Genomic DNA, 21,450 nt, shown 5'->3' with positions numbered 1-21,450 from the left:
ATGTCTTCCGTCCGATCCCTTGTTACTCCAGAGAAGCTGCTGCGCCCGGAAGTGCTGGCGTTGCATGCCTATCACGTTCCGCCAGCCGGCGGAATGATCAAGCTGGATGCGATGGAAAATCCTTATTTGTTGCCCCAAACGCTGCGCGATGAGATCGCGCGGCTGGTGGCGGACGCCGAGATCAACCGGTATCCGGATGCCGCTGCGCGGGAACTCAAGGCTGCTATCTGCAAAGTGACAAATTTGTTGCCCGGCATGGATATCCTGCTAGGCAACGGTTCCGACGAGATCATTCAATTGCTGGCGCTGGCCGTCGCCAAGCCTGGCGCAGTGCTGTTGAGCGTAGAGCCTTCCTTCGTCATGTACAGAATGATCGCCACTTTCACCGGCATGAGATATGTCGGCGTGCCGCTGACTGAAGATTTCTCGCTTGATCTGCAAGCAACGCTGGATGCCATCAAACGGGAACAACCCGCACTGGTGTTTCTGGCTTATCCCAATAACCCCACCGGCAACCTGTTTGACGCGGCGGCGGTCCGGCAAATCATTCAGGCAGCGCCCGGCCTGGTGGTGGTGGATGAGGCTTATTACGCCTTTGCCAGCGACAGCTTTATTCCGCATCTGCCAGACTACGACAACCTGTTGGTCATGCGCACCTTTTCCAAGCTTGGCATGGCCGGACTGCGCTTGGGTTTTTTGGCGGGCTCTGCTGCATGGTTGAGCCAGTTGGAAAAACTGCGCTTACCGTATAATGTGGGCGTTCTGCCGCAACTGGTTGCGACAAGGTTGCTTGAACATCACGATGTACTACTGGCACAGGCAGAGGACATCAAGCTGGAGCGGGCCGGGTTGCTGGCCGCCCTGGATGAGATCAGCGGTGTGCGGGCTTATCCCAGTGCTGCCAATTTCATCCTGTTCCGTGTGGCAAAAGCCACGCGGATATTTGAAGGGCTGAAGCAACGCGGCGTGCTTATCAAGAACCTGGATGGCGGACATACGGCATTAACCGATTGTTTGAGAGTGACAGTGGGTACGCCGGCCGAGAACCAAAAATTTATTGCAGCATTGCAGGACGTCATTAACCAACTCGCATAAGGCGAATCATGCGTAGCGCAAAAGTCAGTCGCAACACCCTGGAAACCAAGATCAGCGTCGAACTGAATCTCGACGGTAACGGCAAAGCCAAACTGGATACCGGATTGCCTTTCCTTGAGCACATGCTGGATCAGATCGCGCGCCACGGCCTCATCGACCTGGAAATCAATGCCAAGGGTGATCTGCACATAGACGCGCACCACACGGTTGAAGACATCGGCATCACGCTGGGTCAGGCATTCAATCAGGCGGTGGGCGACAAGAAAGGTTTGCGTCGTTACGGACATGCTTATGTGCCGCTCGATGAGGCGCTGTCGCGTGTGGTGCTGGATATTTCCGGCCGCCCCGGGCTTGTTTTCAATGTTGAGTTCGTGCGTTCCAATGTGGGCGAATTCGACGTCGATCTGATCCGCGAATTCTTTCAGGGCTTCGTCAACCACGCTTTGGTCACGCTGCATATCGACAATCTTGCGGGCGGGAATGCCCACCATCAAGCCGAGACTGTCTTCAAAGCGTTCGGTCGCGCACTGCGCATCGCGGCAGAGCTGGATCCGCGCATGGCCGGCGTCATGCCTTCCACCAAGGGAACTCTGTAGCCACGCCATGGTTGATATCGCAGTCGTCGATTACGGTATGGGCAACCTGCGTTCGGTGCAGCAGGCCGTGCGCAAAGTTGCGCCCGGGGCGGACATTGCGGTTACCGGCGAGGCCGATGTGATTGCTTCTGCCGGACGGGTGATCTTTCCCGGGCAGGGTGCTGCCCCGGACTGCATGCGCGAAATTCATACTCGCGGTCTCGATAGCGTGATTGCGGGCGTAATCAGAGAAGGGAAGCCATTTCTCGGTATATGCATGGGCCTGCAGGTGCTTTTCGAACACAGCGAAGAGGGAGATACACCTTGTCTGGGATTGTTCTCCGGGCAGGTCAGGCGCTTTGCTTCAGGCCAGCAGGATGTGCAAGGCAGCAAACTCAAAGTGCCGCACATGGGCTGGAACCAGGTCAGGAGAGTCAATACTCTCGCGTCCCCGCGCGGGGAGGCGACGGTTGCTCCCTCTCCCCCCGGGGGAGGGTTGGGGTGGGGGAATACTCCCGAGCATCCCCTATGGTCTGGAATCGAGCAGGATGCGCGTTTTTATTTCGTGCACAGTTATTATGTGGAGCCGAGGGATTCGAGTCTGGTGCAAGCCACCAGCGACTATCCGCAACCCTTCGTCTGTGCGGTGGCCAAAGAGAATTTGTTTGCGGTGCAATTTCACCCGGAAAAGAGTGCTGCTGCAGGATTGAAACTGCTGCAGAATTTTATCAACTGGAATCCTGCTTAATCTGCTAATCATGGATACTAAAACGCTGATCATCCCTGCTATCGACCTGAAAGACGGTCATTGTGTGCGCCTCAAACAAGGTGTGATGGAGGACGCAACAGTCTTTTCAGAAGATCCCGCCGCCACGGCCAAGCATTGGCTGGCACAAGGCGCGCGACGCCTGCATCTGGTGGACTTGAACGGCGCTTTCGCCGGAAAACCCAAAAACGAAGCAGCTGTGCGCAGCATCATTGATGCCGTGGGCGGAGATATTCCGATACAACTGGGCGGCGGTATTCGCGATCTGGAAACCATAGAGCGCTACCTCGATATCGGGGTCACCTACGTCATTATCGGCACCGCTGCCGTCAAAGTGCCGGGCTTTCTGCACGAGGCATGCGATGCATTCCCGGGGCACATCATGGTCGGCCTTGATGCCAAGGGCGGCAAGGTCGCAGTGGATGGCTGGTCGAAGCTTACCGGACACGATGTGGCCGATCTGGCGAAACGCTTTGAAGACTATGGCGTGGAAGCCATCATTTACACCGACATCGGTCGCGACGGGATGTTGTCGGGTGTGAATATCCCGGCTACTGTCGATCTGGCGCGGCCATTGCATGTGCCGGTCATCGCCAGCGGTGGCATCACCAATCTGGATGATGTGCGTGCCTTGTGTGCCGTGCGTTCGGAAGGTATCACCGGCGCGATTACGGGCCGTGCCATCTATGAAGGCACGCTGGATTTCAAGGCAGCCCAGGCCTTGGCCGATGAGTTGTCGCCGAAACTCTAAATGCTCGCCAAACGTATCATTCCCTGTCTTGATGTGACCGCCGGTCGGGTGGTCAAAGGCGTCAGCTTTGTCGAACTGCGCGATGCGGGAGATCCAGTGGAGATCGCGCGCCGCTACGACGAACAGGGTGCGGACGAACTGACTTTCCTCGATATCACGGCGAGTTCGGATGATCGCGGCATCATCTTCCGCATCATCGAACAGGTGGCAGAGCAGGTTTTCATTCCGCTGACGGTTGGTGGCGGGGTGCGCGAAGTGCAGGATGTGCGCAATCTGCTCAATGCCGGCGCAGATAAAGTCAGTATCAATACTTCTGCCGTGGTCAATCCGCAGCTGGTGGCCGATGCTTCGGCGCGTTACGGCTCGCAATGCATCGTGGTTGCCATCGATGCCAAGCAAACTGCACCAAACAAGTGGGAAGTGTTTACCCATGGTGGACGCAAGGCTACCGGCCTGGATGCGGTCGAATGGGCGAAGAAGATGCAAAGTCTGGGCGCAGGAGAGATACTGCTGACCAGTATGGACAAAGACGGACAGAAAAGCGGCTTCGACCTGGCGCTGACCCGCGCCGTGACCAATGCGCTGGAAATACCGGTGATCGCCAGCGGCGGCGTGGGCAATCTGCAACATCTCGCCGACGGCGTGAAACTGGGCGGCGCGGATGCGGTGCTGGCGGCCAGCATCTTCCACTTCGGCGAATACACGGTGCAGCAGGCGAAGCAGTTCATGGCACAACAAGGTATTGAGGTGCGGCTGTGACAGATAGTTGGTTGAACAAAGTTAATTGGTCCGAAGACGGTCTGGTTCCGGCCATCGCGCAGGATGCGGCGACCGGGCGCGTGCTGATGGTGGCGTGGATGAACCGCGACGCCCTCAAACGCACGGCAGAGACCGGCGAGGCGATATACTGGTCGCGTTCGCGCAAGAAACTCTGGCACAAGGGTGAGGAGTCCGGCCACATTCAGAAGGTGCAAGAGATACGTCTGGATTGTGATAGCGATGTGGTTTTGCTGCAGGTGGAACAAAAAGGCGGCATCGCTTGCCATACCGGGCGCGAGAGTTGCTTCTATAGCAAACTGGAACAAGGCCGCTGGGTAGAAACGGATGTGGTTCTGAAGTCGCCCGACGAGATTTATAAAAAATGAGCAACGAGATTCTGCAACGACTGACCGGGACGATTGAGGCGCGCAAACAGGCCGCAGCCGATTCGTCTTACGTCGCAAAACTGTTCAGCAAGGGCGAGGACGCCATTCTGAAAAAAGTGATCGAAGAGGCGGGTGAGGTTTTACTGGCAAGCAAAGAGGCAGACAGGCAACATTTGGTATACGAAGTTGCCGATCTATGGTTTCACTGCATGGTGTTGCTGGCGCAAAAAGGATTGAGCGCCGACGATGTGCTGAAGGAACTGGCGCGACGCGAAGGCGTGTCCGGAATTGAAGAAAAAGCGAGCCGGAAATGAGCGACAACTGCATTTTTTGCAAAATTGTGCACGGCGACATTCCGAGCCGCAAAGTGTATGAGGATGACGAGGTATTTGCCTTCCACGACATCAATCCGGTCGCACCGGTACACTTCATGCTGGTTCCCAAGCTGCATATTGTGTCGCTGCTGGAGGCTGAAGAAGTCCATGCAGCTTTGCTTGGCAGGATGTTGTTGCTGGCGCCGAAGTTGGCGCTGGAGCAGGGTTTGAAAAACGGTTTCCGCACCGTCATCAATAGCGGCAAGGGCGGTGGGCAGGAAGTATTTCACCTGCACATCCATGTCATCGGCGGCGGCAACATTCCGCCCATGGTTAAACGAGATTAAACGAGGAGAGTGAAATGGGCTCAATGAGCATATGGCATTGGTTGATCGTGTTGTTGGTTGTGGTGCTGATATTTGGTACCAAGAAGCTGCGCAACATCGGCGAAGATCTGGGTGGGGCGGTGAAAGGCTTCAAGGACGGCATGAAAGGCGAAGAAGAAGCTCACAAGCAGGTCACGCATGACGGCAAGACCATCGAAGGCGAAGCGAAAGAGAAGACTCAAACCAAGGTTTGAGCCTGAAAATTACTTATGTTTGATATCGGTTTTTCCGAACTGGTGGTGATCATGGTGGTGGCGCTAATCGTCATCGGCCCAGAGCGCCTGCCCAAAGTGGCCCGCACCATGGGCTTGCTGTGGGGCAGGGCGCAACGCTATATCAACGGTGTGCGCGCCGATATCGAGCGCGACATGCAGATGGACGAACTGAAACAACTCAAGCAGAAAGTGGAGCAGGAAGCCGCTGCGGCGATGCAAGCTGCAAGCCAGGCCGGTCAGGCGGTGGATAATCATTTGAAATCGCTTGAGCAGGAAGCAGCCTCGGTCGAACAGCCCAAGCCGCGTAGTGCCCCCGCAGTTGGCAACACCCCAAAAGAACAGCCAGCTCCCGAACAGAGGCAGTTTCCGATTGACTAATTTCTTCTTTTTATCGTGAGTACAAGCGAAAACCTGATCTCACACCTGATTGAGCTGCGCACGCGCCTGCTCAATTCCGCCGTCGCCCTCTTGCTGGTCTTCATCTGCCTGTTTCCGTGGGCGTCCGATCTCTACAGTTTATTGGCCCGTCCGCTGCTGGCCAAGTTGCCCAAGGGCGGGCAAATGATCGCGACAGATGTCACGACGCCGTTTTTCGTGCCGCTCAAAGTCGCGATGATGGCGGCTTTTCTGATCGCGCTTCCCTACATCCTTTATCAGTTATGGCGCTTTATCGCACCTGGCTTGTATCTGAACGAGAAGCGGTGGATATTGCCGTTGCTGGTTTCCAGTGTGATTCTTTTTTTCTGTGGCATGGCCTTCGCCTACTTTGCGGTCTTTCCCGTGGTGTTCGGTTTCATTACCGCCGCCGCGCCCAAGGGTGTCGCCGTCATGACCGATATCGACAAATATCTCAGTTTCGTGCTGAGCATGTTCGTCGCTTTCGGATTGGCATTCCAGGTGCCCATCGCCGTGGTGCTGCTGGTGAAGACCGGCATGGTGACGACAGCCAAATTGCGCGAGGTTCGCCCTTACGTCATCGTCGGTGCATTTGTCGTCGGCGCGATCTTCACTCCGCCGGATGTGGTTTCCCAGTGCATGCTGGCGATGCCGCTGTGGCTGCTTTACGAAGCCGGCATCGTGGTGGCGGGGTGGACGGGGGGAAATCAGTTTGATCCCCGTCCTTCAGGTTTATTCCTGAGCTTTGGGTTTGGGGCGTTTGCCGACCTTGACCTGAACTTCCACTTCAGCCTGGTTGCGCAGCAACTTGAGCGAGGTGACTTTGCCCGGTGGCAACGATGAGATGGTTTCCAGCATGATGGTGGAATCCGTCAGCGGTTTGTCCGCGATGCTGAGCAGGATGTCTCCCGGTTTGACGCCGGACTTGTCTGCGGGGCTGCCGCGCACCACTTCGGCGATCAGAACGCCCTGCACATCGCCGAGCTTGAACGATTCCAGCAATTCGGGTGTGAGATCCTGTACCGCTACGCCGATCCAGCCGCGTGTGACCGATCCATTCTGAATGATCTGTTCCATGATCTTCTTGGCCGTGCTCACCGGGATGGCAAAACCGATCCCGAGCGACCCGCCGTTGGGCGAATAGATCGCACTGTTGATGCCGACCAGATTGCCTTCCACATCCACCAGCGCACCGCCCGAATTGCCGGGGTTGATAGCCGCATCGGTTTGAATGAAGTTCTCGAAGGTGCTGAGCCCGAGGTGATTGCGCTTCAGTGCGCTGACGATACCCATGGTCACGGTCTGGCCCACGCCAAACGGATTGCCGACGGCGAGTACGATGTCCCCGACATGCGCCTGATCGGACTGGGCGAAAGTGATCGCGGGCAGGTTATTGCCAATATCGACCTTGATGACCGCGAGGTCGGTGTCAGGATCGGAGCCGACGATGTGACCCTTGGCAGTGCGGCCATCCGAAAGGGCAACTTCGATCTGATCCGCACTCTCGATGACGTGGTGGTTGGTGAGGATGTAGCCGTCATGGCTGACGATGACGCCGGAACCTAGGCTGGAGGTTTGTTGCGGAACGTTATCCTCGAACTGGTCGCCGAAAAAGAAACGGAAGCGCGGATCGTCCATGAACGGATGCGCTTGCGGTTTCACCTCGCTGCTGGTGAAGACGTTGACCACCGCCGGCATCACTTTCTGGGCCGCCTTGCTGAAGCCCACGGCCGGCAGGTCGCCGCCGTCCTTGACATTATTCTCGTACAAGGTCACGACGCCGCTACGCGCTGCATTGGGCAGCAGCGACGGCCTGAGCGTGTGGATCACGAACAGCATCGCGAGACCGACGGTGGTAGCTTGGGCGAACAGGAGCCAGAATTTGCGCATGGTATGATTTGAGCCGCTAAAAATTATTGGGACGAACCCGATGCGATTGAATGATTTGCGCGATTATATCGGAAGCGAGCTTGCAGTCAGCCGTTTTCGTGACTACTGTCCGAACGGCGTGCAGGTGGAAGGGCGGGCCGAGGTGAGGCGCATTGCGACCGGCGTGACAGCCTCGCAAGCCGTACTGGAAGCCGCCACGGCATGGGGCGCGGATGCCATCCTCGTTCATCACGGCTATTTCTGGCGCAACGAAGACGCCGCGATCGCCGGTATCAAGAAGCGCCGCATTGCCCATCTGCTGCAGCACGATATCAGTCTGCTGGCCTATCATCTGCCGCTGGATGCCCACCCGGAATTCGGCAACAACGCGCAGTTGGGCAAGGTGCTCGGTTTCGTCGAACAGGGCCGATTCGGTGATCAGGACATCGCCATGCATGGCGTTCTGGCGCGCCCGCAGACCCTGCAGCAACTCACCCAGCATATTCAGCATACTTTGCTGCGTGTGCCGCAAGTCATCGCTCATGCCAATCCCAACATTACCCGCATCGCGTGGTGCAGCGGCGGGGCGCAAGGCTACTTCGAACAGGCGGTGGCACTGGGCGTGGATGCATTCCTGACAGGCGAGATTTCAGAACAGAACGTGCATGTCGCACAAGAGACGGGTGTCGCCTTTATCGCAGCCGGGCACCATGCCACCGAGCGTTACGGCGTGCAGGCGTTGGGTGAACATCTTGCATCGCAGTTTGGATTGGAGCACCAGTTTTTTGATCAGGACAATCCGGTATGACGGTCAGCTGAAGATTGGCTGGCTTTATGCAAAACCGGCATCAAACCGGATTTTCACGTCTTGTCTCGCATTTCCAGGTTTTGGGTGGCCAGATAGATTTCGCGGAGGAAACATAACAAACCCGAAATCAGGGCCAGCATCGCTGAGATGAAGAACAGCGAAACGGCGCGCGAAGGATCAACCCCTATCTCCGAGCCCACAAATAGTGCCGCGATCACAATGCAGATGAAAAGAGCGGACATTGTGCAGAGACTCACCGCCCAATGTACCCAGCGTACCCGCCTCGAAAGCATCGCCATTTCCTCCATCTGGGCAGGCAGCTTGGGATCGCTTGAGTTCCTCAATACTCTTGAGCGATCGACGATGCGGGCGATACGATTCGTTATCACGGAAAGCATCGCGCCGATGCCGGTAAGCAGAAAGACAGGCGCAACCGCCTGTTGAATCACGCGGGCGACAGTCATAATTTCAGCAGGATTTTGCATGGCAATTCCTTAAATTTGGCATTCATGAAACCTGGTAACGAGGGACAAAAAATGTGTCCGCCGCGAATGTCAGTTCCTTGCATGCGAGAGAGAGAAGTTTTCTACGCCTTGCAATGTGGTGAGCCCGCTGGCCAGTTCGTTCATCGATACGCCGCTGCTCTTGCTCAGAGCGATGGCGACGAAGTGCCATTCAAGTTTTTCGTCGCTGGAGCGTATGGCGAAAGAACCTGAAGCGACTTCATAACCGTTGGAGTAGACGACTTCGCGCAGGGTGTGTTCCAGCGGCACAAAATTCTTCTGGAATTCAAGGGTGACGGCGATGGCGGGGCGCGAGGGCAACCAACTCTCCAGCTTGGAAATCCACATCATGCACAGCGCGGAAAGAATGGTGAGCATGATGGCCGAAGCGTAGAAACCGACGCCGACCATGACGCCGATGGCGGAGCAGGTCCAGATGGAGGCGGCGGTGGTGAGGCCGCTGATGTTGAGGCCGTCGCGCATGATGACCCCGGCGCCAAGAAACCCGATACCCGTGAGGATGCCCTGAATGACGCGGGTGGGGTCTCCGGCAAGATAGGTGTTCACATGCCCGCCGAACCAAAATGAGGGATAGCCGGCGATGACGGTGACAGCAGCAGCGGCCATGCAGACCAGTCCGTAGGTGCGCATGCCGGCTGCGCGGCCGTGGTAGGAGCGTTCATATCCAACGATCAGGCCCAGTACCAGTGCGCCAAACATGTTGAAAAATACAATCATGTTGGTCGCCACTTCCGGCGCAGACCAGTAAGCCGACAGATTGGCAAACGATAACGCGTCCATGTCCGTTCTCCATTTTTATTTGTAGGGAGTGTACAAGAATCGGCGCCGGATTACTGCCGCGTTGTTATGCGCCTTCCATGACGGCCAACGCATCCGGAGATGGCTTTGCTAGCCGGCAGATTTGCCGCGCAACTGGTCCAGCGAGATCGTTGCGCTGCGCGGCACTTCATTCAGGGCAAGGTTGGCAAGGCGCAATGGCTCACCAATTTCATCCAGCAACGCGTGCCATGGCCGCATCGCATCTTTCAGCAATTCATCTGGCTGTACCGAGAATCGCAGCAGGAAATCTTTGCGGCGCGGATACCAGGAAGACCATTGCCACCCAAGGAAGCTGTCGCTGTGCTTGAATCCGGTCGCGCCCAAAAGTGCGCGCAGTGTGTCCACGGCAGGCAAGTTTTTCTGGACAGGTTCGGGTGCTGCGTTCCACATCAGTCCGTAATAGATGCGATAGTTCTCGCCCAGCAGTTGCTGTTCCATGAACGGGCGCAGGAAAGTGCGCTGACTGAAGAGCGGTTCAAGCCGCAAACCGACGAGGCAGTCTTCGGTATTGCGATCTTCAGTGAGTTCGCTCTGCCACGGCAGGGCATTTTTCACGAGCAAAGCATCGAGTTGTGCGCTCAGCGCTTTCCAGAATCGATTGTTGTACTGCAACCGGATTTCATCCAGATGTTCGGCGGTGATTAACGCGAGCGAAAAATTTTCTTCCTGTGAAAAAAAATTGAGTACGGAATGTTCTTCGTTCATTTTTGAAAGCTTCGAAAAATTAAAATTTGCGACCGGAGTTTACAGCCAAAAATCGGGACTCGGATGGAAGAAATTTTTTCTCCTTCAAATCCCGTCTTGACGTGTCCTTGACCTTGAAGGCCGCATCTTAACGCGTCCTTAACTTTATAAAATTTGCCGCGCGAATATAAGCAAATACTTCAATACCTTGTCTGCTCTAGCTTGGGGAATAGGTGGTGCAGAAATGTTGAGCAGGATGGTTGACATTATTTTTTAACATCGACATTATTCATCGCGTGTAGTCGCAACAGCTGGCAATGGAGGCTGATGAAATCACATCTAAATCACAAGAACAGCGACCGCATGCGTTTTGGATAAATCCGTTTTTCCGTAATTTTTCCGGCCGAAATATTGCCGGCGTCTGAATATTGTTTTGTTGGGGGAGCTACATACGATGAAGTGTTTTTTACGTTCACTTACGCTGCTCGTTGGCCTGTTTTTTTATGCGAGCAGTCATGCAGCCGATGCGCTTCCGACTCTCACGACACCTGACGACGTAGGTCCGGCAGTCGAACAGCCTATCGAGTTTCCGCATTTTCGCCATGCAGGCGATGCCAAGGACGGCGGCATGCAGATCAACTGCATGTATTGCCACACCTACGCTCGCCGCAGCATGGTGGCCGGCATTCCGCCGATACAGAAATGTATCGGATGTCACCAGAGTATCGAATCGGTGCGGGACAAACCGCGCATCCAGAAGCTGTTCGAATACTGGGACGCCAAGAAACCGATTCCCTGGAAAAAGGTGCACGATCTTCCCGATTTCGTGCGGTTCAATCACGAGCGCCATATCCAGCGTTTCTATTTTCAGCAGGACCGCCCCTATCAGGAGGTGTGTGGTTACTGCCACGGCAATGTGAAGGCCATGACGGTAGCGCAGCGCCAGAAACCTCTCACCATGGGTTGGTGTGTCAGTTGCCATCAGAAGGATCACCTGGTCAGCGCCAATTCAAGCGTGACGGGACATGGTCCCAACGATTGCTTCACATGCCACAAGTAAGCGGCGTGACGTTTACTACGAGCAAGATTTCAGGGGATTTAGCGATGACAGAAAACGATTTTAATCGGCGTGATTTTTTGAAGGTGCTGGGGTGGGGCGGAACAGCCGTCGCCTTGAGCGGTTGCGGCAATACCTCGATTCAGGATGGCAAGGAAACGGTCACTTCCTATGTGACCCTGCCTTCCTACGTCACTCCCAGCATTTCAAACTATTTCAATTCGACCTGTGCGCAATGCGATGCCGGGTGCAACATCATGGGGCGCGTGCGCGAAGGCCGCGTGCTCAAGGCGGAAGGCAATCCGAATTCGCCGATCAACCGCGGCAGGATGTGCGGTCTCGGGCTGTCGGGCGTGCAAGCGCACTACAACCCGGATCGCGTGCGCGAGCCACTGCTGCGTACCGGCGACAAGGGTGAAACCATCACCTGGGACAAGGCGCTCGGACTGATCAACGAGAAATTGAACGGCGCCAAGGGAGCGGAAATCGCTTTCGTCACCGGCGGCATGAGCGGTCATGTGCAGGCGTTGCTGGGCAATTACATGGACGAACTGGACAGCAAGAACCATTTCTCCTATGAAGCGATCTCTCCTGCCGTACTGCGCGCCGCCAACAAGAAAGCCTATGGCGTGTCGATGCCGCGCTATCGCATCGACAAGGCCAAGGTGGTGGTGTCGTTCGGTGCCGACTTCCTCGGCGCATGGATTTCTCCGGTGTATTTTTCGCAACTGTATTCGCAGTTCCGCAAGGGTAACCGTCCGGAAGGCCGCGGCGTGCTGGTGCAGATCGAACCGAAAATGACGCTGACGGGTGCGAATGCGGATCGCTGGATTGCGGTTCGGCCGGGTACTGAAGGTGTGCTGGCGCTGGGTATCATCAATGCGCTTGGTAAAGCCGGTCTGTCCATTCCTGCAGATATTGCCGCGGTAAGCAATGAATATACGACAGAGCGCACGAGCAAAGAGACCGATGTTTCTGCCGAACAGATCGAAAAACTGGCGGCCCTGTTGAAGGACCGAACACCGAGCCTGGTGTTGGCGGGTGGCGCGGCAGAGGGTTATGCGCACGGTTCGCAGAATGCGGCAGCCATCGCCTTGCTCAATCGGGTACTGGGCAACATAGGCAAGACTGTTGAAGCATCCGCCAGCGTGCCGTTCCCGCAAATCGCGCCGACCGTAGGCAACCGTTCCTCGCTGATCGGCCTCAACGACGGCCTGGCTGCGGGCAAATACAAGGTGGTGTTCAGCTACGGTGTCAATCCGGTGTTCAGTGCCCCGGCTTCGATGAAGTTCAAGGAAAATTTCGCCAAGGCCGACTTCAAAGTGGTGTTCGCGCAATACATGGACGAAACCGCGCTGGCGGCCGACTTGATTTTGCCGCTGGACTCGGCAATGGAAGACTGGGCCACCGTGGTGCCCGAGTACATGGCAGCGCCGGAAGGGGAATACTCAAGTACTTATACGCAGATGAGTTTCCGCCAGCCCATGATGGAGAAAGTGTTTCCGGATACCCGCGGTGTTGGCGACATCCTGCTGGCCCTGCTCAAGCAGCGCAAGGCCGACAAATACAAGGAATTCGACGACTTCTATTCCTACTTGCGCAGCGCTGTGCTGAAGAACAAGGTTGCGCTCGGCGGCAAGGCCGGTGATGACGACGAATTGTTCTGGAACGAAACACTGAGCAAGGGCATTGTGCCGTTGAAAGGCATCTCCAGCCCGGTGTCGGCCAAGGCATCTGCGGCGGGTTTGAAATTGCCGGCGTCTGCCGATGCCGATCCGTCCTATCCGCTGCGCCTGATTCCGGCAGTGTCGGCCAGCATGCGCGACGGGCGCAATGCCAACGAGCCGTGGTTGCAGGAATCGCCAGATCCCTTGACCACCATCGTGTGGGATTCCTGGGTCGAGATCAATCCCAAGACGGCAGCCAAACTCGGCATCGTTGAAGGTGACATCGTCGAAATCGCTTCCAAGAGCGGCTCCATCAAGACGCAGGCTTACCTGTTCCCGGGCATTCACCCCGATGCGGTTTCCGTGCCGGTCGGTTACGGCCACGAAGCGATGGGACGGTACGCCAGGGGTGTTGGCGCCAACGTGTTCGGCATACTGGATTCGGTATTCGACAAGGAGACCGGTGAACTGGCCCTTAACGAAACCAACGTGAAGATCAGCAAGACCGGCCAACGCGTCATCATTGTCAAGGAAGAGGGCCCTGCAGGCGGTAGCCAGGCGGGCAAACAGAAGATTGCGGTCCAAGTATCGGCAGACAAAGTCGATCTTTCGAAGGAGGTCTAAAGCATGTCAGTTTCCAATCTGTTAGAAAACTGGTCGAAATTTCGCCATACCCACCCGGTCGAAGACAAAGGGTACCCCGACTGGGAGGCTTATCCATCCGACATCAAATGGGCAATGAGCATAGACCTCGATGCCTGTACCGGTTGCAATGCCTGCAGCGTGGCTTGCTACGCCGAGAACAACCTGCCGGTCGTGGGCAAGGAGAAATATTCACACGGTCAGGCCATGCACTGGATGCGTGTCGAGCGCTATTGGGACGAGACCGACAACGGCTTCGAGGCCGAACAGGGTGCGCGTTTCCTGCCGATGATGTGCCAGCAATGCGAGGCAGCACCGTGCGAAACGGTGTGCCCGGTCGGCGCCACCAACCACACTGAGGACGGCCTCAATTCGCAGATCTACAACCGCTGCATCGGTTCTCGCTACTGTTCGGCGAACTGTCCGTACAAGGTGCGTTACTTCAACTGGTACAACTATCCGGAACAGGAGAACGCCTGGCCTGAGCCGTTGAACCAGCAGCTCAATCCGGATCTGACCGTGCGTACCAAGGGTGTGATGGAAAAATGCACATTCTGCAAACAGCGCACTTACACCGCCCGCAACAACGCGAAGACTGAGGGCCGTCCGGTGCAGGACAGTGACGTGCAGACCGCATGCCAGGAAGCGTGCCCGGCCGGTGCGATCACGTTCGGCAATCTGCACAATCCGGAATCGCAGGTCGCCAAACAGTGGCAGAGCCAGCAGGTCGACTTGATTAAGGACATTCAGGAAAAGGACGAGAAGGAAGGCAACCGTTTGCGCGGCTACCGCATTCTGGAAGAACTGCGTCCCTATCCTTCGGTGATGTATCTGGAGCGGGTGCGCGAAAGCGCCGTATAAGGCAAAAGGGAAGGAAAAGAAAAATGGGAAAAGATATCCGCGAAGACATCGCTTGGGCACAGATCAACACTGATGTGCTCAAGAGCCTGGAGTCGCCTCGCAAACTGTACTGGGTCATCATCTTCGTGGCACTGCTGGTTTTCAGTGTGGGCGTCGGCTGTGAGATTTACCAGTACAACACCGGCATGGGCGTGGCCAACATGGACAATCCGCATGTGTGGGGTTTGTACATTGCCTCGTTCATTTTCTGGATCGGCATGAGCCACTCCGGCACTTTGTTGTCTGCGATTCTGCATTTGATGCATGCGGACTGGCGCAAACCGATCTACCGTTTTGCCGAGGCGATGACCACGTTCTCGCTGATGACGGCTGGTTTGTTCGTGGCCGTGCACTTGGGCCGTTTGTGGCAGGTTTACTACGCGCTGCCCTATCCGAGCGAACGTTGGATATGGCCCAACTTCCAGTCGCCGCTGCTATGGGATGCGATGGCGATCTTCACTTACCTGAGCTCGTCCGTCCTGTTCCTGTATATCGGCTCGATTCCTGACCTTGCGATCTGCCGCGACAACATCCATCAGGGCTGGCGCAAGAAGCTGTACACCCTGCTCGCACTGGGATGGGAAGGTACCGACCGTCAGTGGCGCAATTTCCGCATCACCTATCTGACCATCGCATGCTTCCTGATCCCGCTGGCGGTGTCGGTGCACTCCATCGTGGCATCAGACTTTGCCATGTCGCAGCAGCCCGGCTGGCACGTGACATCGTTCCCGCCGTACTTCGTGGCAGGTGCGTTGTACTCCGGCTGTGCGGCGATCATCACGCTGTTCATCATCCTGCGCTACGTGTTCAGGTTCGAGGAATACATGACGCTGCCGATCCTGAAAAAGACGGTGCGCCTGACCTTCGCGATTGCCATGGTATGGACTTACCTGAACTGCATCGAGTTCGCTTCGGTGTGGTACAGCCATGACCAGGTAGCCAAGGACGTGCTGATCCAGAAGGCGACCGGAACCTATGCACCGTTCTGGTGGGCGATGATCTTCTGTGGTTCAGTAGTGCCGTTCGCGATGATGGTCAAGAAGTGGCAGACCAACATCCCGGTGATGTTTGCGGTGTCGTTGCTGCTGAATCTCGGCATGTGGCTGGAGCGCTGGATGATTGTGGCGCCGACTTTCTCGCACGGCTACTACCCGTGGACATGGGACCACGACCAGTGGCCGAGCCTGATCCAGTGGGGCATCGTGTTCGGCAGCTTTGGCTGGTTCACCCTGCTGTTCATGGTGTTCTGCAAGATCGTGCCGTCCGTCTCGATGTATGAAGTGAAGGAGATGGTCTATCACCGCAGCCTGGCGCGAAAGAAGGAAGAGCTGGCTGTGCAGGATGAACTCGCTGTGAAGGGAGCCCACTAAATGAGCAAACGTTACTTGCTGGCCCTGTACAACAATTTCGACGAAGCCGAAGCAGTCGTCCGCGAGCTGCGCAACTCCGAAATCAAGGGTTTCAATGCGGCTGACGACCTGGTGGTCAAATCGCCCATCGAACACCCGGAAGTCGAGGAGTTTCTCGGCGAAAAGTCGGTGAAGGTGCAATGGTTTACTTTGGGAGGGGCTCTTACGGGCGGATTGCTGGCTTTCTCGCTGATTTCCGGATCGCAGGCCAGCTTTTTCTCCCAGATGAAGGGCGGCAAACCGATCGTGCCGATTCCCCCCGACCTGGTATTGACCTATGAAATGTTCATTCTGGGAGGGGTGTACATCACCGTGCTGGGTTTCCTGATTTGCGCCGGTTTGCCGGCCAGGCGTTCGCCGCTTTACAGCGCCAAGGTGTCGGAAGACCAGATCGGTATCCTGGTGAAGGGTGACGATGGTTCTTTGGCAAAACTCAGGGAGATTTTTACCAGGCACAAGGCATTGGAAATTCAGGAAGAGGCTGGCAGATGAAAAAAATAACTTTAGCAATTGCTTTGCTCGTTGCGCCTGCGGTGGCGCAAGCATGGCCATGGTCCAAGGATATGTCGGAACAGATCAGCATCAAGCCGCAGGAAAGCGTCGATCCGGCTCATCCAGGCATGGCAACCTATCCGGAGCGTTCAGTACCGGTTCCCGGCACGAACAGTTTCGTGAAGGATATGGAAGCCGCCGACAAGCAGAAAAACCCGGTGGTTGCCAATCAGAAATCGATCGAGTTCGGGGGCAGGCTGTTCGGTATCTACTGCACTCCGTGCCACGGCTATGCAGGCAAGGGTGACGGGCTGGTGGGGCAGAAGCTGGTATTGCAACCCTACAATTTGACCGCAGACCATGCCAGGGAAGTCAGCGACGGTTATATCTGGGGAATGATGACATTCGGGGGGGCGGTGATGCCGTCCTATGCAAACGACCTGTCGCCGACCGAGCGCTGGAATGTGGTCAATTACGTGCGCAAGGTGCTGCAACAGGGTGGAACTGTGCACGCCAATGTCAACGGCCGCTAATTAAAGGGGATAAGCATGATTTCTTACAGTAATTGGTCGGTTCTTACCGCCAGCTTCATGGTGGTGACTTACTTGGCGCTGAGCGGCGTGGCCTTGTGCTCGGTGCTTTATCTGGTTGGTGCCAAGTGGCGCTTTCAGGTACGCCCGCTGGCAGTGTCCTTGTATGCACTGTTTCCACTGGCTTTTGCGTTGTTGGTGATTTTGCTGATCGGCGGCAATCAGACTTTCCCCTGGATCGGCCACGTTTCGCACGGCGAGGATGTGCATATGCCTGGCTGGTACACCCTGCCGCTGCTGGCTGCGCGTGAAGTGATCGGCATGCTGGTGATCATGTTCGTGTGGCGTACCTTCATCAAGCGCCAGGAAGTCGCCGAGCGTAGCGAGGAAGACCGTGTGAAGTTCCATCATGTGGCCTGCTGGATCCCGTTCTTCACCGTGCTGTATGCCACCATGATTGCGTGGGACTTTGAGATGACGCTGAAGCCTTCCTGGCACAGTGCGATCTACGGGATGCAGAACCTGGTCAGCAACTTCGGCATGTTCCTGGCTTTCCTGTTGATCTGGATTTATGTGCTGAACACCCGTGACGCGCTGGTGAAACGAGTGGACGAATTCATTTACAACTACCTGGCGCAAATGATGCTGGCGTTCACCTTGCTGTGGATGTACACCTTCTTCGCGCAATACCTGACGATCTGGTACGGCAACCTCGGGGATGAGCGCGACCGCATAGACGCAATGCAGAATGGTGATTTCAGCGCGATATGGTGGTCCATGATAGCGTTGAAGTTCGTGATCCCGTTCATTTCGCTTTGCTTCCCGATAACCCGGCACAATCCGAAGCTGACGGTGACGATTGCCGTGGGCATGATCATCGGCACATTGTTCGAGCGTTTCATCTGGATTGCAGGCATAAACGGTACCGGAACGATCCCTGTTCTGTGGGGAGGGCTGGTCAGCATAGGTGTCATCATGGTAGGGTATCAACTGGTGCGCAGCACAATGGCGCGTAACCAATTGATAAAAGGATAATTTGCTACATGATGACATTGTATTCGGGGACAACTGATCCCTATAGCCACCGCTGTCGCTTCGTTTTATTTGAAAAAGGCATGGATTTCCAGGTCATTGATGTGGACGTCTTTAACAAGCCTGAAGACCTGGCGGTGATGAACCCGTATAACACCGTGCCGGTTCTGGTTGAGCGTGACCTGATCCTGTACGAGGCTAACATCATCAACGAATACATCGACGAACGTTTCCCGCATCCGCAATTGATGCCGCCGGATCCGGTGATGCGTGCTCGTGCGCGCCTGTTTCTGCATCGCTTCGAGAACGAGTTGTTCTGCCATATTCCGGGTCTGGAAAGCAGCAATACGAAGATTGCGGAAAAGGCGCGCGCTGCCGTGCGCGAAAACCTGACCCAGATATCGCCCGTGTTCACCAAGCAAAAGTTCATGCTGGGCGATGAATTTTCCATGCTCGATGTGGCGGTCGCTCCCTTGCTTTGGCGTCTTGATCATTACGGAATCCAACTGGACAAGGAAGCCGCGCAGTTGATGAAATATGCAGAGCGTTTGTTCTCGCGCCCTGCCTACATCGAGGCGATGACGCCTGCCGAAAAGGCAATGCGCAAGTGATTTCAGGTTTGGTATGAGCGAGCCATCCACTAAACCCTACCTGATCCGCGCCATTTTCGACTGGTGCGCCGATGCCGGATACACGCCGTACCTGGCGGTGCAGGTAAACGAGTACACGCAAGTGCCGATGGCCTACGTCAAGGACGGCAAGATCGTCCTGAACATCGGCATGGACGCAGTGCGCAATTTGCAGCTGGGCAACGAAGATATTACCTGCGGCGGACGTTTCGGCGGCGTGGCACACCAACTTATCGTTCCGATGTCGGCAGTGATCGGTATCTTCGCCAAAGAGACCGGGCAGGGGCTGGTGTTTCAAGGGCAGGAGTCTTCTCCCATGGGCGCGGTGACAGGTGCGGGCGAACCGCCAGATGGGCCGTCTCCACAGGGCAAGCCTACTCTCAGAGTTGTGAAGTAATAAAAAAGCCGCAGAAGAAACTTCCGCGGTTTTTTCTTTGGCTAATCCAGATCAGGCAGTTGCAGGCAAACCAAACTGTGACTGCATCTTGATCAGTGCCTTTTGCTCGATCTGGCGGATGCGCTCGGCGGAAACATTGAACTCGGCAGCCAACTCATGCAATGTTGACGAATGCTCTTCCTCTTCGCGCAACCAGCGTGCTTCCACGATGCGGCGACTGCGCTCATCCAGGCTCGCCAAGGCTTGCGCCAAGCCGGAAGTGTGCAAGTGTTCGCGTTCCGCTGCTTCAAGGATGTATGAAGGTTCGTGCTCCGCATTGTCGGCAAGATAATTGATGGGCGAATAACTCTCATCTTCGTCGCCTGCAAGCGGTTCGAGCGCGATCTCATGTCCGGCAAAGCGGGCTTCCATATCCACCACATCATGCTCGCTCACGTTGAGTTGCTGGGCGATCTCGCTGACTTGCTGCGGCTTGAGCGGCTCCAGTCCCTGTTTCATGCTGCGCAGGTTGAAGAACAGCTTACGCTGCGCTTTGGTGGTGGCGATTTTGACCATGCGCCAGTTGCGTATCACGTACTCGTGAATCTCGGCACGTATCCAGTGCAAGGCAAACGATACCAAACGTACGCCACGCTCCGGGTCATAGCGTTTTACCGCCTTCATCAAGCCTATATTACCTTCCTGAATCAGGTCGGCCTGCGGCAGACCGTAACCGGCATAACCCCGTGCTACGCTGACCACGACGCGCAAGTGAGAAACTACTAGCTGACGCGCCGCCTCCAAGTCATTTTCTGACTTGAAGCGGTTAGCCAGGGACAACTCCTCTTCATGCGACAGTACCGGAAAGCGATTCACGGCCTGAACATAGCCCTCCAGACTGCCTACGGCAGAAGGTATCGGCAAACTCATGGTTGCATTCATGGCATTTCCTCCTATTTGTTTAATTCTAGCACTCGGACCGTATGAGTGCCAGATGGCAAAAAGGTTCGAACAGCAGGGGTAAAGACGGGACGAGCCCGTCTGTCAGGGCTTCATTCCGGCATGATAGAATTCGCGCCTTCATAAATTTCTAACCTTTACGGATAATCACCATGTTCTCCAGCAAAAACACCATCGCAATCACTGACCCTGAACTTTGGGCCGTGATCCAGAATGAAAATCGCCGTCAGGAAGATCATATCGAACTGATCGCCTCGGAAAACTACACCAGCCCGGCGGTGATGGAAGCGCAGGGGAGCAAGCTGACCAACAAATATGCAGAGGGTTATCCGGGCAAGCGGTACTACGGCGGTTGCGAATACGTTGATGTGGCCGAACAACTGGCTATTGACCGTGCAAAATCCCTGTTCGGTGCGGAATATGCCAACGTCCAGCCGCATTCCGGATCCCAGGCCAATCAGGCGGTGTACGTATCAGTCCTGAAGCCCGGCGACACGATCCTGGGCATGAGTCTGGCGCACGGCGGCCACTTGACGCATGGTGCCTCGGTGAACATCAGCGGCAAGTTGTACAACGCCATCCAGTATGGTCTGAATGAAAAAGAAGAGATTGATTACGATCAGGTGCAAGCCTTGGCAACGGAGCACAAGCCGAAGATGATCGTGGCCGGTGCCTCCGCCTATGCGCTTGTCATCGACTGGAAGCGCTTCCGCGCAATCGCCGACAGCGTTGGCGCCTACCTGTTCGTGGACATGGCGCACTATGCAGGCTTGGTTGCGGCCGGCTATTACCCCAACCCGGTCGGTATTGCCGACTTTGTGACAACGACCACGCACAAGACGTTGCGCGGCCCCCGCGGCGGCCTGATCCTGGCCAAGGCCGAACATGAGAAAGCACTCAACTCTGCCATTTTCCCGGCACTGCAAGGCGGCCCGCTGATGCACGTCATCGCCGCAAAAGCCGTAGCCTTCAAAGAGGCTGCGAGCAAGGAATTCAAGGAATATCAAAAACAAGTCATCGACAATGCACGGGTAATGGCCAAGGTATTGCAAGAGCGCGGAGCACGCATCGTGTCCGGTCGTACCGACAGCCATGTGTTCCTGGTCGACCTGCGTGCCAAGAAACTGACCGGTAAAGAGGCGGAAGCCGCCCTGGGCAAGGCGCACATCACCGTGAACAAGAACGCCATCCCCAACGACCCGGAAAAGCCATTCGTCACTTCCGGAATTCGTATTGGTTCGCCCGCGATGACCACGCGTGGTTTCAGGGAGCTGGAAGCCGAAAAGCTGGCTCACCTCATCGCCGACGTGCTGGATGCGCCGAACGATGATGCGGTGATCGCGCGCGTGGTGGGTGAAGTGAAAAAGCTGACGACGCAGTTCCCCGTGTATGGCTAAGCAGGATACAGG

General features: G+C 56.0%; 27 protein-coding genes. 22 read left to right on the top strand and 5 right to left on the bottom strand.

The window, feature by feature from the left end; translation table 11 throughout:
• The 11 genes from hisC to tatC are packed head-to-tail and all read left to right on the top strand — an operon-like array spanning position 1 to position 6,486.
• Positions 1–1,095, top strand: a complete 1,095-nt coding sequence (hisC, locus tag QOY30_RS14330) for a histidinol-phosphate transaminase (RefSeq protein ID WP_283745296.1) — start codon at positions 1–3, stop codon at positions 1,093–1,095.
• 8 nt (positions 1,096–1,103) lie between these two features.
• On the top strand, positions 1,104–1,691 hold the full coding sequence (gene hisB / locus QOY30_RS14325; protein WP_283745295.1) for an imidazoleglycerol-phosphate dehydratase HisB: 588 nt from the start codon (positions 1,104–1,106) through the stop codon (positions 1,689–1,691).
• A 7-nt stretch (positions 1,692–1,698) separates the two neighbouring features.
• On the top strand, positions 1,699–2,418 hold the full coding sequence (gene hisH / locus QOY30_RS14320; RefSeq protein WP_283745294.1) for an imidazole glycerol phosphate synthase subunit HisH: 720 nt from the start codon (positions 1,699–1,701) through the stop codon (positions 2,416–2,418).
• A 10-nt stretch (positions 2,419–2,428) separates the two neighbouring features.
• The gene (gene hisA, locus QOY30_RS14315) at positions 2,429–3,187 is read left to right on the top strand and encodes a 1-(5-phosphoribosyl)-5-[(5-phosphoribosylamino)methylideneamino]imidazole-4-carboxamide isomerase (RefSeq protein WP_283745293.1); all 759 of its coding nucleotides are present in this window, start codon (positions 2,429–2,431) and stop codon (positions 3,185–3,187) included.
• Positions 3,188–3,946: an imidazole glycerol phosphate synthase subunit HisF gene (gene hisF / locus QOY30_RS14310; protein ID WP_283745292.1), complete on the top strand. Its 759-nt coding sequence runs from the start codon at positions 3,188–3,190 to the stop codon at positions 3,944–3,946. It abuts the gene before it with no gap.
• Positions 3,943–4,332 carry a phosphoribosyl-AMP cyclohydrolase gene (hisI, locus tag QOY30_RS14305; protein WP_283745291.1) on the top strand — a complete coding sequence of 130 codons (390 nt, stop codon included), beginning with the start codon at positions 3,943–3,945 and terminating at the stop codon, positions 4,330–4,332. The genes hisF and hisI overlap by 4 nt, the downstream gene beginning before the upstream one ends.
• Entirely contained in the window at positions 4,329–4,646 is a 318-nt protein-coding gene (locus QOY30_RS14300; protein ID WP_283745290.1) for a phosphoribosyl-ATP diphosphatase, read from the top strand. Before hisI ends, QOY30_RS14300 begins: the two co-directional genes overlap by 4 nt.
• On the top strand, positions 4,643–4,993 hold the full coding sequence (locus tag QOY30_RS14295; protein ID WP_283745289.1) for a histidine triad nucleotide-binding protein: 351 nt from the start codon (positions 4,643–4,645) through the stop codon (positions 4,991–4,993). The genes QOY30_RS14300 and QOY30_RS14295 overlap by 4 nt, the downstream gene beginning before the upstream one ends.
• A 14-nt stretch (positions 4,994–5,007) precedes the next feature.
• Complete coding sequence (tatA, locus tag QOY30_RS14290) at positions 5,008–5,226, top strand: Sec-independent protein translocase subunit TatA (protein ID WP_283745288.1); 219 nt, start codon at positions 5,008–5,010, stop codon at positions 5,224–5,226.
• A gap of 15 nt (positions 5,227–5,241) precedes the next feature.
• The gene (tatB, locus tag QOY30_RS14285; protein WP_283745287.1) at positions 5,242–5,625 is read left to right on the top strand and encodes a Sec-independent protein translocase protein TatB; all 384 of its coding nucleotides are present in this window, start codon (positions 5,242–5,244) and stop codon (positions 5,623–5,625) included.
• Positions 5,626–5,640: 15 nt separating this feature from the next.
• Positions 5,641–6,486, top strand: a complete 846-nt coding sequence (tatC, locus tag QOY30_RS14280) for a twin-arginine translocase subunit TatC (protein ID WP_283745286.1) — start codon at positions 5,641–5,643, stop codon at positions 6,484–6,486.
• Here the strand turns inward: tatC and QOY30_RS14275 are convergent.
• On the bottom strand, positions 6,376–7,533 hold the full coding sequence (locus tag QOY30_RS14275) for a Do family serine endopeptidase (protein WP_283745285.1): 1,158 nt from the start codon (positions 7,531–7,533) through the stop codon (positions 6,376–6,378). The two genes, tatC and QOY30_RS14275, sit on opposite strands and share 111 nt — an antisense overlap.
• Positions 7,534–7,573: 40 nt before the next feature.
• Here QOY30_RS14275 and QOY30_RS14270 point away from each other — a divergent pair, with 40 nt between their 5' ends.
• Complete coding sequence (locus tag QOY30_RS14270; protein WP_283745284.1) at positions 7,574–8,320, top strand: Nif3-like dinuclear metal center hexameric protein; 747 nt, start codon at positions 7,574–7,576, stop codon at positions 8,318–8,320.
• Positions 8,321–8,373: 53 nt separating this feature from the next.
• On the opposite strand, the gene QOY30_RS14265 is transcribed toward QOY30_RS14270, so the two are convergent.
• From QOY30_RS14265 to QOY30_RS14255, 3 genes are all read right to left on the bottom strand, one after another.
• The gene (locus tag QOY30_RS14265) at positions 8,374–8,805 is read right to left on the bottom strand and encodes a DUF2721 domain-containing protein (protein WP_283745283.1); all 432 of its coding nucleotides are present in this window, start codon (positions 8,803–8,805) and stop codon (positions 8,374–8,376) included.
• Positions 8,806–8,874: 69 nt separating this feature from the next.
• Positions 8,875–9,624 carry an MgtC/SapB family protein gene (locus tag QOY30_RS14260; protein WP_283745282.1) on the bottom strand — a complete coding sequence of 250 codons (750 nt, stop codon included), beginning with the start codon at positions 9,622–9,624 and terminating at the stop codon, positions 8,875–8,877.
• A 108-nt stretch (positions 9,625–9,732) separates the two neighbouring features.
• A complete protein-coding gene (locus tag QOY30_RS14255; protein WP_283745281.1) occupies positions 9,733–10,368 on the bottom strand; it encodes a hypothetical protein in 636 nt (211 codons plus the stop codon).
• A gap of 433 nt (positions 10,369–10,801) precedes the next feature.
• Here QOY30_RS14255 and QOY30_RS14250 point away from each other — a divergent pair, with 433 nt between their 5' ends.
• The 9 genes from QOY30_RS14250 to QOY30_RS14210 are packed head-to-tail and all read left to right on the top strand — an operon-like array spanning position 10,802 to position 19,102.
• Positions 10,802–11,407 (top strand): cytochrome c3 family protein, encoded by a 606-nt coding sequence (locus tag QOY30_RS14250; protein WP_283745280.1) that lies wholly within the window; start codon positions 10,802–10,804, stop codon positions 11,405–11,407.
• 44 nt (positions 11,408–11,451) lie between these two features.
• On the top strand, positions 11,452–13,695 hold the full coding sequence (locus tag QOY30_RS14245) for a molybdopterin-containing oxidoreductase family protein (protein ID WP_283745279.1): 2,244 nt from the start codon (positions 11,452–11,454) through the stop codon (positions 13,693–13,695).
• 3 nt (positions 13,696–13,698) lie between these two features.
• On the top strand, positions 13,699–14,574 hold the full coding sequence (locus tag QOY30_RS14240; protein ID WP_283745278.1) for a 4Fe-4S dicluster domain-containing protein: 876 nt from the start codon (positions 13,699–13,701) through the stop codon (positions 14,572–14,574).
• Between the two features lie 23 nt (positions 14,575–14,597).
• Complete coding sequence (nrfD, locus tag QOY30_RS14235; RefSeq protein ID WP_283745277.1) at positions 14,598–15,983, top strand: NrfD/PsrC family molybdoenzyme membrane anchor subunit; 1,386 nt, start codon at positions 14,598–14,600, stop codon at positions 15,981–15,983.
• Complete coding sequence (locus tag QOY30_RS14230; RefSeq protein ID WP_283745276.1) at positions 15,984–16,514, top strand: DUF3341 domain-containing protein; 531 nt, start codon at positions 15,984–15,986, stop codon at positions 16,512–16,514. It abuts the gene before it with no gap.
• On the top strand, positions 16,511–17,047 hold the full coding sequence (locus QOY30_RS14225) for a c-type cytochrome (protein WP_283745275.1): 537 nt from the start codon (positions 16,511–16,513) through the stop codon (positions 17,045–17,047). Before QOY30_RS14230 ends, QOY30_RS14225 begins: the two co-directional genes overlap by 4 nt.
• Before the next feature lie 15 nt (positions 17,048–17,062).
• Complete coding sequence (locus QOY30_RS14220; protein ID WP_283745274.1) at positions 17,063–18,079, top strand: hypothetical protein; 1,017 nt, start codon at positions 17,063–17,065, stop codon at positions 18,077–18,079.
• A gap of 8 nt (positions 18,080–18,087) precedes the next feature.
• A complete protein-coding gene (locus QOY30_RS14215; protein ID WP_283745273.1) occupies positions 18,088–18,687 on the top strand; it encodes a glutathione S-transferase N-terminal domain-containing protein in 600 nt (199 codons plus the stop codon).
• Positions 18,688–18,700: 13 nt separating this feature from the next.
• Positions 18,701–19,102: a ClpXP protease specificity-enhancing factor gene (locus tag QOY30_RS14210; protein WP_283745272.1), complete on the top strand. Its 402-nt coding sequence runs from the start codon at positions 18,701–18,703 to the stop codon at positions 19,100–19,102.
• A gap of 51 nt (positions 19,103–19,153) precedes the next feature.
• Here QOY30_RS14210 and rpoH read toward each other — a convergent pair whose 3' ends face one another.
• Positions 19,154–20,023: an RNA polymerase sigma factor RpoH gene (gene rpoH, locus QOY30_RS14205; RefSeq protein ID WP_283745271.1), complete on the bottom strand. Its 870-nt coding sequence runs from the start codon at positions 20,021–20,023 to the stop codon at positions 19,154–19,156.
• A gap of 170 nt (positions 20,024–20,193) precedes the next feature.
• Between rpoH and glyA the strand changes: the two genes are divergently transcribed.
• Positions 20,194–21,438 (top strand): serine hydroxymethyltransferase, encoded by a 1,245-nt coding sequence (glyA, locus tag QOY30_RS14200; protein WP_283745270.1) that lies wholly within the window; start codon positions 20,194–20,196, stop codon positions 21,436–21,438.
• Positions 21,439–21,450: the final 12 nt, after the last annotated feature.

Source organism: Sideroxydans sp. CL21 (assembly GCF_902459525.1).
Taxonomy (GTDB): Bacteria; Pseudomonadota; Gammaproteobacteria; order Burkholderiales; family Gallionellaceae; genus Sideroxyarcus.
Note: the sequence above shows the minus strand (reverse complement) of the source record. Positions and strands in the feature narration are given on the sequence as shown.